The following is a 13742-nucleotide window of genomic DNA, read 5'->3' as shown; positions in this document are numbered from 1 at the left end:
TCCTACGGCGCAGTGACCTCCATCATGCCAGTCGCCGTGCGCGCAGCATATTGCGGGCGATACATGTCCTCGACGGTCGCCGCCGGATGGGTGTAAAGCCCCGGCGTCACTGCACGTACGACATAGGCAAGAACAATCTGCTTTTTCTCACCTGCCGAGCGGTCAAACGCAGCGACGAAGCGATCATCGCGGAATTCGAGATGCGCGGCCTGCGTGCTTTCGAGCCATGGGAAGTTGCCGAGATCGGCACTCGAAACGAGGCCCGGATTGTCGAGTTCCAGACCGGCTGGCAGAAGATCGGTGACCAGCAGGCGCGACTGCCATTGTTGCAGATCGTCGATCTTCAACACCACGACGAAACGCTCGTTCTGATTGATGCTGGTGATGTTGGCTTCCTGTCCATCGAGCGTGTAATAGGCACGCTCGATGTTGAAGCCTTCGCCACCGGCAGGCAGCGATTGCGCGGGCGGCGCAACGGCTGTTACAACCGCGTCCACTGCATCACTGCCCCTGTTTGTCAGAACAAGCGGTTCAGCTTCCAGCGCGTTGCCATTGACGCGTTCGGAGAAAGCGCCATCATGGGCCGTGCCGTTGATATCGAGATTAATCGCTGCATTGTTCTCCTTGAGACCACGGGCTGCGAGCAGCATCCACGCCTGATCCTGCGTGCTGAGATATTTCGCCTGGTCGCGTTCGTAACCGACCAGCGTGACAAGCGAAGGCAGCACTTTCGGCGCAGGCTTGCTTTCGGCGGCCAGCGCCAGCATGGCCGCGCCATCACGCAGCCGCGAACCATAATCGGAGCGATTATAGTCAAATGCCGTATTGGTGCTTGCCCGGTCGAGAGCGACGTTGAACACCCGGTCCGAACGCTGCTGGTCGCCATAAAGCGCCAGTCCGGCGGCCAGTTGGGCAATCGCCATCGGGCTTGCAAAATTATCGAGCTGCGTATCCGCGTAATAACGCAGATCGCCGACCGAAGCCTTCTTGTTGCGCGCCAGCACATAGAGCGAGTAGGCGATTTCGTTGCCTTTTTCCTTGGCGTCGGTCGTATAGCCGAGCGCATTTTGCAGGTTCGACAGCGACGAGAGCAGGGCTTCCTGCGGAACCACATAGCCCTTCTCGCGGGCACGGGTGAGGAAGTCGGTGACATAGGCGTCAAGCCACAGGTCGCCGGAACCCGGTCCCCACAGGCCGAACGAACCGGACGAAGACTGATAGCTCAGCACGCGATAGATGGCGTCCTGCACGCGCTTTTTCAGTTCATCCTGATCGCCAAGGCCAGCACTTGCTTCGGAGCCTGCCGCCATCTCGCTCAGATAAAGCAAGGGCAGGGCGCGGCTCGTGGTCTGCTCAGCACACCCATAAGGATAGCGATCAAGCGCCATCAGAAGCGACGGCACGTCGAACGCCGCGCTGCGGGTGACGCCGACGCTCACGAAAGCACCGTCGAGCAGGCTTTCGGAAAGCAGGCCGCCATCGATCTTGAGACTACCGCCATTGGCCGGAAGGCTGACCACCTGACGTGTCGTGACTGGCAGATCGACGGGACGCACCGGCAGCGAAAGCTTCTGTTCGATGGCCAGTCCGGCATCATTGGCAAGGCGTATCGTAATATTGCCCTGTCCGGTCTTCTGCGCGTTGAGCGGCACAGCGACGGAATGGCGTTTGCCACCGGCCAGCGCAAGCGTGTCGGGATAAGAGCCGATTTCCGTGCCGAGATTGTCGCTCGTTTCGACGCTAAGACGGTAATTTCCATCGGGCGCGTCCGTATTGGCGATATCGAGGCGCAGTGTCGCCTGATCTCCCGGCGCCATGAAGCGCGGCAGACCAGCCGTAATGACCACCGGATCGCGCACGATCACATCGCTGGAAGCGTGACCCACGGCCTTGACTGTCCAAGCTACGGCCATGACGCGGACAGTGCCGTTGAATTGCGGAATATCGAAATCAATGGTTGCCTTGCCATCGCTATCCAGCTCGACCGGGCCGGAGAAAAGCGCGACCAGCTTTTCAGTCGGCGGGCTGCCTTCAGCTGCCATGTTGCCGCCGTCGCCGCCGGTGCGCAGCTTGCCGGTGGTGCCCAGCGAACCATCGATAAGGCGTCCGTACATATCGCGCAGTTCAAGACCGAGCTGGCGCTGGCCGAAGAACCAGTTGTCCGGATTAGGCGGCTGATAGCGCGTGAGGTTCAAAATGCCGACATCGACAGCGGCGACCATGACATAGGCCTGTTCGCCGCCTGCATTTTCCACAGAAACGGGAACCGAGAGCGTGCCGCGCGGAGTGGCTTTCTCCGGTGGCGTCAGCTTGACTGCCAGTTGCTTGTCGGCAGGATCAACCTTCAGCCATTTGAGGCCAATAGCACGGGCGGGCATGCGGCTTTCTTGCGCGCTGCCCGGACGGAACAGCGTTGCAGTGACGTAAGCGCCAGCACCCCAGTCCTCGCCGACTGGAATGTCTATGGTTGCGCCATCCGCCGAAACGCTTTCGCTGATGGTCGTCAGCAGCTTTTCTGCGCCGATGGTGATCAGCAGTTCACCGGCAAAACGTGGGCTGACCTTCAGCTTGGCGGTTTCACCGGCTGCATAATGATCCTTGTCGAGCGCGATTTCGAGGCCGTCGGGCGTTTCCGTCGAGGTTGCGGCCACATACCAGCCCGCGTCGAATTCGTAGCTTGAAGCCGGACCCGAAGCATCCCCCGTCTCGATTTCAAGACGATAGCGGCCCCAGTCGACCGGCTGAGTGATGCTGGCTTCCACATCGGCCTTGAGGTCGATCTTGCCGGTTGCGATCGACTTGGTGAATGTGACCGGCTCGTAGTTCCAGCTATTGCCGCTGCGATACCATTGGTAATTGCGCTCGACTTTCACCAGCGACCAGACCGCGCCGTCAATGTTGGTGCGGTTGCCCTTGGCGTCGGAAGCGATGAAGCTGAATTTTGCGGTGCCGCCTTGCGGTACTTCATCGCCGGAAAAATCTGGCCGGATACCGATCATCGATCCTTGCGGACGAACGGCAAGGTCAAGCTTGCGTTCCACAGCACGACCGCCGCTTTCGCGCATGCGAACGGTGACGGCTGCATTGATCAGACGGGTGGTGGATGGCAGGTCGTCAATCACGACCGGGAATGTCGCCTTGCCATCGTCGCCAACCTTGGGCAGTTGGTCGAGTGGCAGACGGGTAGCTTCGCCCTGACCTTCATCGGCCAAACCGAAATAATAGCCCTCGAAACGGTCCCAGTCGCGCTTGGTTGAAAGCGTGACTTCGCCTTCCAGCGCCAGACCGGCTGCGGGCGCACCATAAAGGAAACGTCCATCGACGGTCACATTGGCAGCTTCGCCGCTCGCAATTTCCGGCTTGTCCGATGTCAGGTCGAACTCGATGCGGTCTGGCACGAAATCTTGAACCAGGAACATCTGCGATGCGACCGCCGGTTGCTTGGGGTCGGTGTAGATATTCAGGTTCCATGTGCCACGCATGGCATTGGCGGGCAGTGTCAGGTCGACGGAATGTCCACCAACCTTGCTGCTGTCCGAGACGAGGCGGCGGTCTTCCACGCCGTCTGGGCGCGTGAAGATGAAGGTCAGCGGCAGATTGTCCACGGCGAGCGACGCATCGTCCCGGGCAAGGGCAGCGGCATGAACCACTTCGCCTGCACGATAGATGCCGCGTTCGGTCCAGGCATAGACGTCGAGCGCCTTGGGCGCTGCACGACCGGTGACGCCGCGATCTGAGAGATCGAAGCCAGCACGCGCCATATCGAGGAAGACGAAATCGTCTTCGCCCTGATTGGCCATCATGACGGCGGGAACCATGCCGCCGGAGCCGCGGGTGAGACCGGCGGTAAAGGTGGCGCGACCGTCGCTATCGGTTGTCGCTTCACCCAGCACTTCATTGTTGCGGGCCAGCAGCGTCAGCTTGACGCCGGAAAGGGGCTCAGCCGTTTCAAGTGATCGCGCGAAGACATTGATGCCATCCTGACCGGCATAGGTCGAAAGGCCGATATCCGATACGACGAACCATTGCGTTGCCTTGGTGTCATAGCTTTCACCGCTTGCCTTGATCGGTTCTGCCGTTAGCACATAAACGCCCGGTTTGCGCTGCGGCAGTGCTTCATCGATGGGGAAACTGGTGGTGGCTTCCTTGTTCAGCTCGCCGCCAGCCGTTTCGATCTCACCTTCCCAGACGGGCGCGCCCATCTGGTCGGAAACCGTACTGACATCATAGCCGTCGAGCTGACGCAGAAACTGATAACCAGACAGAAGCTGCGCCAAGGAGCGGTCGCCGATGCGATAGAGCTTCACCTTGGCCGCATCCATATTCACGCTGACCAGCGGAATGCCACGACGCGCCTTGGCAGGCAGCACAAAGCTGTCGCCAGTAAAGCGTACCGAGGGTGCGCGGTCCTGCACATAGACAGACAGGGTTACCGGCGCTGGCAGCGTTTCGCCAATGGCGGCAGGCAAGCCGGCGCGGAACGTCACGCTATAGGTGCGGCCGTGTTCCAGACCTTCGACACAAATCTGGCGATCCTTGGCTTCAATCGCCTTGGGCGCAGCGCTATCCAGCGTCACGAAACTGGAATAGTCGGCACCGCTCTTGACCAGTTCTTCGGAAAACTGGGCGCAGATGCGCGGCGACGCATTGTCATTATCGACGCTGTGGTCAACGATGCGGAAACCCTTGCGGGCCTTGAGGTCTTCATAGGCAGCGCGAACGGAAGCTGAATTGACGAGATTGAGGCTCGCATCATAGGCCTGAAGCGCAGGGCGGGACAGCTCGCGACGGTCAAGCGCCTGCGCCATCGCGTTCAGCGCGTCGGCGCGCGCGGCCTTGCTGCGCGAGGTCTGATAGCCGTTCCAGGCTGCTGATGTGGCGTCGCGTTTGAACTTGGCCGTCTCTTCGCTGTTGGAAGGCTCGGTCGCCAAAGTGGCGAGAGCAAGCCCGGTCCAGAGCGCGCTGTCGTCAGGAGCAGCACCCGCTGCGGCTGCAAACTTTTCCATCGCCGTGCGCGGGTCGCTGTTGGCGAGCGCCGTGGCTGCATCGGCCTTCAGGGTGCTGAGGCCCTCGCTGCTGTCGGCAGCCAGGATAGAGGTGCGGAAACGGCGCGCTTCGTCGACAAGATTGTCAGCGAAGAAGGTGATGGCCGGTGGGGCACCAATGTCAGCTTTGGCGGTGTCCTTGGCCGCGCCCGATACAACCTTACCCGCAATGGAACCGACAGAGGGATTGAGCTTGTTGAAATCCGTCTTGAGGAAGCACCACTTCACCTTCGGATTATAGGTGAAGGCACGGCAGGCATTGTCACCGAGGCAGGTGCTCTTGCACTGGTCCAGCGTGAGGTTCTTCTGGGTGCGCAGGTCGAAGCCGAAATAATCGCTATCTTCAGTTATCTCGATACGGCGCGTTTCAGCGGCGTTCGAAGGCGCAGGCGCAATCGCAAGCCCTGCGGTCAAACCGGTGATTGCAGCCAGCGTCAGGAAAATCTGTGCCGATAGCGCACGCCCGAGTTGCCGTTTGAAACCGTTAAGCATCTGCCTCTCCTTGCGATTTCATGCCCGACCAATGTCCCCTGGAAGAGCGGAAAGAATCCGCGTCATGTGAAGCTTGCGCACAACCCAGAGTCAAGCTGCTTCGCTAATATATACAATGTTCTATTATCATCACCCGCAATTATGACGGCTGTTCTGCGGCGTGCAAATTGAATGAGACGTGTCGCGATTGAGACTGAGCATTGCTCCCATCGCCGTTACGTTTTCACTTCTGACATCTTCGTTTGTTGTCCAACCTGGAGGAGGTAGACATGAGCAGGAACCGTGGCGTCGTCTATATGCGACCCGGAAAAGTCGAAGTCCGTGATATCGAAGACCCGGTGCTGTCTGCACCTGATGGGAGGAAACTCGGTCACGGCGTCATTCTCAAAGTCATCTCGACCAATATATGCGGGTCGGACCAGCATATGGTGCGCGGTCGCACGACGGCGATGCCCGGACTTGTGCTTGGTCATGAGATTACCGGCGAGATCATCGAAAAGGGCGCAGATGTCGAGATGCTTGATGTCGGCGACATCGTATCCGTGCCGTTCAATGTTGCCTGTGGTCGTTGCCGTTGCTGCAAGGAGCAGGACACAGGCGTCTGCCTGACCGTCAATCCGTCACGCGCTGGCGGCGCCTATGGCTATGTCGATATGGGTGGCTGGATCGGTGGGCAGGCCCGCTATGTCATGGTGCCTTACGCCGATTTCAATCTGCTGAAATTCCCGGATCGTGACCGGGCGATGGAGAAAATTCGCGATCTGACCATGTTGTCGGATATTTTGCCAACGGGCTTTCACGGCGCGGTCAAGGCGGGTGTCGGTGTCGGGTCGGTGGTCTATGTGGCCGGTGCCGGACCTGTCGGCCTGGCGGCGGCGGCTTCCGCGCGAATTCTTGGCGCGGCTGTCGTGATGGTCGGAGACTTCAACAAGGAACGTCTGGAACATGCCCGCAAGGTCGGGTTCGAGCCGATCGACCTTTCCGCCAGCGACCGTCTGGGCGACATGATTGCGGAAGTCACCGGCAGCAACGAGGTTGACAGCGCCATTGACGCGGTGGGCTTCGAAGCCAGAGGCCATAGCGGTGGTGAGCAGCCTGCCATCGTGCTGAACCAGATGATGGAAATCACGCGCCCTGCCGGGTCCGTTGGTATTCCGGGACTTTACGTGACGGAAGATCCGGGCGCGGTGGACGGCGCGGCCAAGCAGGGAAGCCTGTCGCTTCGCTTCGGGCTTGGCTGGGCCAAGGCGCAATCGTTCCATACCGGGCAGACGCCGGTGTTGAAATATAACCGACAACTGATGCAGGCGATCCTGCACGGGCGTTTGAATATTGCCGAAATCGTCAATGCGGAAGTCATTTCGCTTGAAGATGCGGCAGCCGGTTATGAAAGCTTCGATCAGGGTGTGGCGAAAAAGTTCGTCTTGGATCCGCACGGTTTGCTCGGCAAAGCCGCGTAATCCTGCGAAACACAGAAGCGCTGCGCCCCCGCGTGGCGCTTCTGTTGTCGCCTATTCCCCGCAGCTACGTTAAATAAGTGACAGTAGCGACGATGCGGAGATTCCAACTTGACCGATATTCGCCTCAAACGGATCTACGAAGCGCCATCACCTGATGATGGCTACCGGGTTCTGGTTGATCGTGTCTGGCCGCGCGGCATGACCAAGGAGAAGGCCGCCATCAATCTCTGGGCGAAAGATGTTGCCCCGTCCACGGAGCTTCGCAAATGGTTCAATCATGATCTGTCGAAGTGGGGCGAGTTTCAGAAACGCTATCACCGCGAGTTGCAAAATAAATTGCCGGATCTCTCAGCGCTGGTTGCCAAGGCCGGTGATGCGCCGCTGACTTTACTCTATGGCGCGAAGGACGAGGAACACAATCAGGCCGTCGTGCTGCATGAATTCTTGCAGACTATCTGAGGCCGAGTTTTGAAATTTTAGAACGACAGCGCAATCAGATCGCTACGGATCTGGTCGCCATTGCCTTGCGACAGGTTCTTTTCGATTTCCGCATGCGTGGAGGTCCAGATGGGGACAGCGGCAGCCAGTGCCGCTTTGCCTTCCGGTGTCAGTTGCAGCAGGCGCTCACGCCGGTCAGCGGGATTGACCAGTATTTCCACCCAGCCCTGCCTTTGCAGCGGCTTTAAAGCGGCGGTGAGGGTGGTCTGATCCATTGCCAGCAATTCGGCAACCGGCTTCATTGGCGGCGGCGAGGGCCGATTGAGCGACATCATCAGGGAGAATTGCCCATTCGTCATGCCAGCCGGACGAAGTGCTTCGTCAAATCGCCGTGCAAGTGCGCGGGCCGCGCGCTGAACATGCAGACAAAGGCAGGTGTCTTTGACTAAAAGGGTCGTTTCAAAAGGAACTTCGGCAGCGTTTGACATGATCCATTAATATTGATATCAATGTAAATCGTCAAGCTAATATCCTATAAAAACTGGGCGTTTTACCATCCGGGGGCGGAGGAGGACTTGCATCATGAATGAAGTCGTATCCCGCGAAGTCTGGCTGGAGGCGCGGCGCGCGCTTTTGGCCAGAGAAAAGGAAGCGACGCATCTTCGCGATCGCGTCAATCAGGAAAGACAGGCGCTGCCCTGGGTCAAGGTGGAGAAAGACTATGTCTTCGACACCCCGACAGGACGCCGAACGCTGGCAGAGCTTTTTGACGGACGCAGCCAGCTGGTCGTCTATCACTTCATGTTCGGGCCGGAATGGGAGCAGGGCTGCGTCGGCTGTTCATTCCTGGCCGACAATCTCGACGGCGCGCTGCCCCATCTCAACAATCACGATGTCACGCTCATTGCCGTTTCGCGTGGGCCGCTTGCGAAGCTTGAAGACTACAAGCGCCGCATGGGCTGGCACTTTCCATGGGTGTCGTCCTATGGCGGTGATTTCAACTTCGATTTCCATGTATCGTTCGACAAGGCCGAGATCGAAGAAGGGCGCGTCTTCTACAATTTCGACAAGCTGCCGCCGGAACAGGCGCATGATGAACTGCCCGGTATGAGCGCCTTCATCAAGGCCGACGACGGCACGATCTACCATACCTATTCCAGCTATGCGCGCGGCATTGAGGAGTGGATCAGCACACTCATGATCCTCGACCGCGCACCCAAAGGACGCAACGAAGACAGCACCATGCATTTCGTGAGGCGCCACGATGAATATGCCGCGCCTGCAGCAAACCACAGCTGCTGCAGTTGAACGCCAAAATCAAATTCTGGGAGGAATGACAATGAATAACAGAGCATCACCGTTCGTCTGGTACGAACTGATGACTGAAGATGCCGCCGAGGCCGCAAATTTTTACGGCAAGGTCGTCGGCTGGAACACGAAAGACTCAGGTGTTCCCGGCGTGAACTACACGCTGTTTGAAGCACCGGGTTGTGCGGTTGCCGGTATGATGGCGCTTTCCGATATGCCGAGCGAAAATTGTGACACAAAGCCCGGCTGGCTTGGCTATATCGGCGTGGCCGACGTAGACGCCATGTCCGAGAAGGTCACAGCCGCAGGCGGCAAAATCCTGCAACCGGCTCATGATATCCCAAGCGTCGGGCGATTTGCTGTCGTGGCAGACCCTCAAGGCTCGGTCTTTGCGCTGTTCGAGCCGAAAGACCCGCCGGAGCCTCCGGCTGATTTCGGTTCGCGCAAGGTGGGCCATCCGAGCTGGCATGAGCTTTATGCCAAGAATGGCGAAGAAGCCTTTGGTTTCTATGAGAAAGTGTTTGGCTGGAAGCTGGCGCGCGACTTCGATATGGGCGCAATGGGCAAATATAAGATCTTTAGCGTAAACGGAGCAGATGCGGGCGGCATCATGACCGCACCGCCGAATGTGCCAAGTGGCTGGGGCTTTTATTTCATGGTGGATGGAACGAACGCTGCTGCCGAACGTGTGAAATCGCTGGGCGGTACGGTGACATTCGGACCAACGGAAGTCCCGAATGGCGAGTGGATCATCCAATGTCTTGATCCGAAGGGCGTGGCCTTCTCGCTGGTTTCAGCGACACAATAAAGAGCGTGCGCAAAAGCGCATAAACTTTTAAATCCATAGGCGGCTTCTGGTTTTACGTCAGAAGTCGTCTTCGTGATGATAATGGCGCAGATAGGCGAACGCTGTTCCCACCAGTATCGGCAGAATCAGAATTCCGGTCCAAAATATGATGTTGCTCATTTTCTCCCTCCCTGTTGCCCTCAAACCGAAACAAGAGCCTGAGACAGTATGCGGGCACTTCGAACAACGTGGAAAGCGGACATTTGTTCCAGCCACGGCTGTCGTTGCGTAAAGCTATTGCCATTATGCCTGCGTTTGAGTAGAAGTGCGAATACATCAAGAGTTGGGGAGACGCCCAACGCCAACCTGCCGCTCCGGGCAAGGTGGTACTCCCTGAAAAAGGAGGATGTGGCCAAACCGGCAACTATGCGGATAAAGCCACTCGCGTCGACCTGACAGAACTAGGGACCGACGCGATCATGCCGATAAAAATTCCTGACGATCTGCCAGCAACCAGTGTTCTCCAGGCCGAGGGCGTTATGGTCATGCGCGAGGCGGATGCCGTGCGTCAGGACATTCGGCCCTTGCGCATCGGCCTGCTCAATCTCATGCCCAACAAGGCGACCACGGAAACGCAGATCGCCCGCCTTTTAGGCGCGACACCGCTTCAGGTGGAACTGACGCTCGTGCGCATTACCAATCACGTCGCGCGCCACACCTCCGCCGATCACATGCTCTCCTTCTATCGCCCATGGGAAGATGTGCGTGACGAACGCTTCGATGGCTTCGTAATCACCGGTGCGCCAGTGGAACGGTTGAACTTCGAAGAAGTGACCTATTGGGATGAATTGCAGCGCGTTTTCGACTGGACGCAGACCCATGTGCATCGTTCTTTGAACATCTGCTGGTCGGCGCAGGCCGCCGTCCATCATTTCCATGGTATGGGCAAGTATGAACTTCCGGCCAAGGCCTCCGGTGTCTACAGCCAGCAGAACCTTGCCCCGGCCTCGCCCTATCTGCGCGGATTTTCGGACGATTTCACCATTCCGGTTTCGCGCTGGACGGAAGTGCGCAAGGAAGACATTCCGCAGGATAGCGGCCTGAATGTTCTCGTCGATAGCGCTGAATCCGGCCTTTGTCTGCTGGAAGACCCACGCCATCGGGCGCTGCACATGTTCAACCACGTAGAATATGACACGACGTCGTTGGCCGACGAATATTTCCGCGATATTCAGGCTGAGCCTGAAACCAAGGTGCCCGCAAATTATTTCCCGGACGACGACGCGACCCGCCCGCCGCAAAACCGCTGGCGTGGCCACGCGCATCTGCTGTTCGGCAACTGGATCAATGAAATTTACCAGTCGACGCCGTACGATCTGGAAAATATCGGCAAGAAGTGACTGCCGCTGAATAAACAAAACCCCGGAATGGAAATTCCGGGGTTTTGTTTGGGATGAAGCACTATCAGCTGCCGACCCGTTCCAGCCAGCGATGCCATTCTGCTTCGGAGCCATGGAAAACATTGAGATCGATCTTGTTGCTCACGCCCTGAGACAGGCCCGATCCAGAATATTGCCAGAACAGCCATGGACGGCCCGGATAGACCTTCGATGGGTGTTGTGCCACAGCGCGCAACCAGAACGGATAGTTGGTGAACGCACCTTTCAGATTGTCATCGTAGAAATCCGGAGCGGTATAGATGACCGGGCGCTTGCCGTAATGGCGCTCCAGCTTGTCCATGAAGACCTGCATCTTTTCACGCACCTGTTGCGGCGACGGGCGGCGGCGGCAGGCAGAATCGCCATTCCATTCCACGTCGATCACCGGCGGCAGTGCGTCGGGGTCTTTCGGCACGTTGCGGATGAACCAGTCAGCCTGTTCGCTGGCGACACGGCACCAATAGAAGAAGTGATAAGCGCCGCGCTTGATACCGGCGGCCTTGGCCTCGCGCCAGTTCTTGCGGAACATCGGGTCGAGATGATCACCGCCGTCTGTGGCCTTGATATAGGCGAAGTTCGCGCCTTGCGTGCGCAGCTTCGGCCAGTCGATATCCCCCTGCCAGCGCGACACGTCTACGCCATGCACGGCGAGTTTGCGCGGCGATGCACGGCCAAAATTGATCGGCTTCGCATCGCGGAAGCGATGGCTGTAGATTCTGGAGCGATCTTGTGCCGTGCGCGCTTGCGGTTCCAGACGCACTGCCGGATAGGCCGCCACCTGCGGTGCAGGCATGCGCGGTGCTTCGGTTTGCGGCACGGGTGTAGGTATCTGCGCGACGGGGCGCTCCTGCAATGGCCCGCGCGGTTGCGGCGCAACCGGCGCAGGCGGCTGCACCTTGAACTGTCCGCCGTCTGGAACAGGTCCGGCCCAGGCAAGCACCTCTTCTTGCGGGGGGAGTGGCTGCGCGCGTGGCGCGCTTGCTGTTTCGGTTACGGCTGCGGGCGGAACCGGCCTCACAACAGAACTGGTCATCTCCGCCGAGGGTTTCGGCTGGAGCATGATGCTGTCGATGCCGGAACTCGATGTGCAGCCCGACAGGGCGGCGCAAGCGAGCGCAATGGCAGACACGACCAAAGAACGCGAAGGCGAAGAACGCATGGGCACCCGTACTCAGAACAAATGGGCTGCAACGCTCTCCCGAGTCATTGCTCAGGTCAGATTACCTGCAAAAACTGAATCCAAAGTTTACGAAAGTGCTAACGCACGATGTTCAAATTGAGCTTTCGAGGATTTTTATCAGCGCTGTTGCAGATTTCTCCAGAGAAGCTTCTTCAAAGCCTGAGAAACCGAGGATAAGTCCCTGTCTTGGTTGGAAAATGCCATAGAGTGGCGACAGAGGCTGAACCTTTATACCGCTGTCGGCGAGTTTATTTGCAAGCATCACATCGTTTTGCTCGTCTGAAAGCGCCAGCAAAAGCGTCAGCCCGGCGGGGGGCGCTTCAATGCTGAAAAGCGACGGTTCACCGGGGGATAGTGCCGCAATAAGCTTGTTACGACGCGCCGCGTAGAGACGGCGCATTCGCCTGATGTGCTGGGCAAAAGCGCCAGTTTCGATGAATTGTGCCAGTGCCGGTTGCGCAAGCATCGACGGCGGCGGCAAAAGTTCGCGCCGGAGTGTGCGATACTTTTCCGTCAAATGCAGAGGCACGATCAGGAAGCCGAGCCGCAAGACGGGTGAAAATACCTTCGAGAAACTGCCGATATAAAGAATGCGGTCGCGGTCGAGCGACATAAGGGCCGGAAGCGGCTGACCGATATAGCGATGCTCGCTGTCATAGTCGTCTTCGATGATGAATGCGTCGCTTTCGCGCGCCCAGGCAATGAGATCGAGCCGTCGCGCCAGCGGCATGGTTACACCCGTCGGATGATGGCGGGCCGGTGTTACAAAAGCCGCACGTGCCTGCATCGCGCTTTGTCGCCCGGCGGCCACATCAAGACCGTTGTCATCGACCGGCACGGAAACAACATCGATTCCCTGACCGCCGAGAATGTTACGGGCAGGCGAATAGCCGGGCTCCTCCATCCAGATTTTGTCGCCTGGTTCGAAGATGGCTGCCCGGAGAAGCGAAAATGCGTCGGTACTGCCGCCGGTAATCAGAATTTGCCCTGCATCCACCGCCATGCCGCGCCATTCATGCAGATGGCGGGCAAGCGCGACACGCAGCGGAAAATAGCCGAATGGATCGTTGCCGTTCAGCAGGTTGGTGTCAGGCTTGCGCCAGATGCGCCCAAGCAATTTGCCCCATTCCGCATGTGGAAAGTGATCGCTGTCGAATACACCTTGCTGAAAGGGCTGCGGTGTAAGTGTTGCCTTGGTGGTCGTCTTCGCTGTCGGGGCGCTGCCCGTTGGCCCGGTTTTCAACGTTACATCCGGCAATTGAGCGGCAATGCGCGTCCCTGAACCGTGCCTGCCTTCCAGATAACCTTCCGCGATCAGCTGGTCATAAGCCGCAAGCGCTGTGGCGCGCGAGACGCCCAGTTCTTCCGCAAAAGCGCGGGTCGAGGGAAGGCGACTTTCAGGCTTCAGCCTTCCGGTCAGAACGGCCTGCCTTATCTGTTCTGCAAGCTGAACGGCGAGAGGCGTAGCGCTCGTACGGTCAATCCCGAATTCCGGTATCGATGCGATAAGTGGCATGGTTCAGTATCTTATAAGTGGTTATTTTCAACATACCACTATGACGGCATTTTGCATGCATCGAAAGTGCAAATGCA

Annotated in this window: 9 protein-coding genes and 1 riboswitch; of the genes, 5 read left to right on the top strand and 4 right to left on the bottom strand. The window is 58.3% G+C overall.

Annotation, left to right across the window (positions count from 1 at the left end; translation table 11 throughout):
• Nucleotides 1-2: 2 nt before the first annotated feature.
• Nucleotides 3-5537 carry an alpha-2-macroglobulin family protein gene (locus tag HWD97_RS13220; protein WP_109367437.1) on the bottom strand — a complete coding sequence of 1845 codons (5535 nt, stop codon included), beginning with the start codon at nucleotides 5535-5537 and terminating at the stop codon, nucleotides 3-5.
• Nucleotides 5538-5806: 269 nt separating this feature from the next.
• On the opposite strand from HWD97_RS13220, the gene fdhA reads away from it, so the two are divergent.
• Nucleotides 5807-6997, top strand: coding sequence for a formaldehyde dehydrogenase, glutathione-independent (gene fdhA / locus HWD97_RS13215; RefSeq protein WP_109367436.1), 1191 nt, complete (start codon nucleotides 5807-5809; stop codon nucleotides 6995-6997).
• Nucleotides 6998-7105: 108 nt separating this feature from the next.
• Nucleotides 7106-7456 (top strand): DUF488 domain-containing protein, encoded by a 351-nt coding sequence (locus tag HWD97_RS13210; protein WP_109367435.1) that lies wholly within the window; start codon nucleotides 7106-7108, stop codon nucleotides 7454-7456.
• A 17-nt stretch (nucleotides 7457-7473) separates the two neighbouring features.
• Here HWD97_RS13210 and HWD97_RS13205 read toward each other — a convergent pair whose 3' ends face one another.
• Nucleotides 7474-7923 (bottom strand): MarR family winged helix-turn-helix transcriptional regulator, encoded by a 450-nt coding sequence (locus HWD97_RS13205; protein WP_109367434.1) that lies wholly within the window; start codon nucleotides 7921-7923, stop codon nucleotides 7474-7476.
• A gap of 91 nt (nucleotides 7924-8014) precedes the next feature.
• Between HWD97_RS13205 and HWD97_RS13200 the strand changes: the two genes are divergently transcribed.
• The 3 genes from HWD97_RS13200 (at nucleotide 8015) to metA (ending at nucleotide 10930) form a co-directional block, all read left to right on the top strand.
• Nucleotides 8015-8743: a thioredoxin family protein gene (locus tag HWD97_RS13200; protein WP_180917898.1), complete on the top strand. Its 729-nt coding sequence runs from the start codon at nucleotides 8015-8017 to the stop codon at nucleotides 8741-8743.
• A 31-nt stretch (nucleotides 8744-8774) separates the two neighbouring features.
• Nucleotides 8775-9551 (top strand): VOC family protein, encoded by a 777-nt coding sequence (locus HWD97_RS13195; protein WP_109367432.1) that lies wholly within the window; start codon nucleotides 8775-8777, stop codon nucleotides 9549-9551.
• Nucleotides 9552-9858: 307 nt separating this feature from the next.
• Nucleotides 9859-9968: riboswitch (SAM-I-IV-variant riboswitch) on the top strand.
• Between the two features lie 41 nt (nucleotides 9969-10009).
• Nucleotides 10010-10930, top strand: coding sequence for a homoserine O-succinyltransferase (gene metA / locus HWD97_RS13190; RefSeq protein ID WP_109367994.1), 921 nt, complete (start codon nucleotides 10010-10012; stop codon nucleotides 10928-10930).
• 64 nt (nucleotides 10931-10994) lie between these two features.
• Here metA and HWD97_RS13185 read toward each other — a convergent pair whose 3' ends face one another.
• Together HWD97_RS13185 and HWD97_RS13180 are read right to left on the bottom strand one after the other, a co-directional pair.
• Nucleotides 10995-12128 (bottom strand): GH25 family lysozyme, encoded by a 1134-nt coding sequence (locus tag HWD97_RS13185; RefSeq protein ID WP_109367431.1) that lies wholly within the window; start codon nucleotides 12126-12128, stop codon nucleotides 10995-10997.
• Nucleotides 12129-12240: 112 nt separating this feature from the next.
• Nucleotides 12241-13665: a PLP-dependent aminotransferase family protein gene (locus HWD97_RS13180; protein ID WP_109367430.1), complete on the bottom strand. Its 1425-nt coding sequence runs from the start codon at nucleotides 13663-13665 to the stop codon at nucleotides 12241-12243.
• Nucleotides 13666-13742: the final 77 nt, after the last annotated feature.

The organism is Ochrobactrum sp. C6C9 (assembly GCF_022627935.1).
Taxonomy (GTDB): Bacteria; Pseudomonadota; Alphaproteobacteria; order Rhizobiales; family Rhizobiaceae; genus Brucella; species Brucella teleogrylli.
Note: the sequence above shows the minus strand (reverse complement) of the source record. Positions and strands in the feature narration are given on the sequence as shown.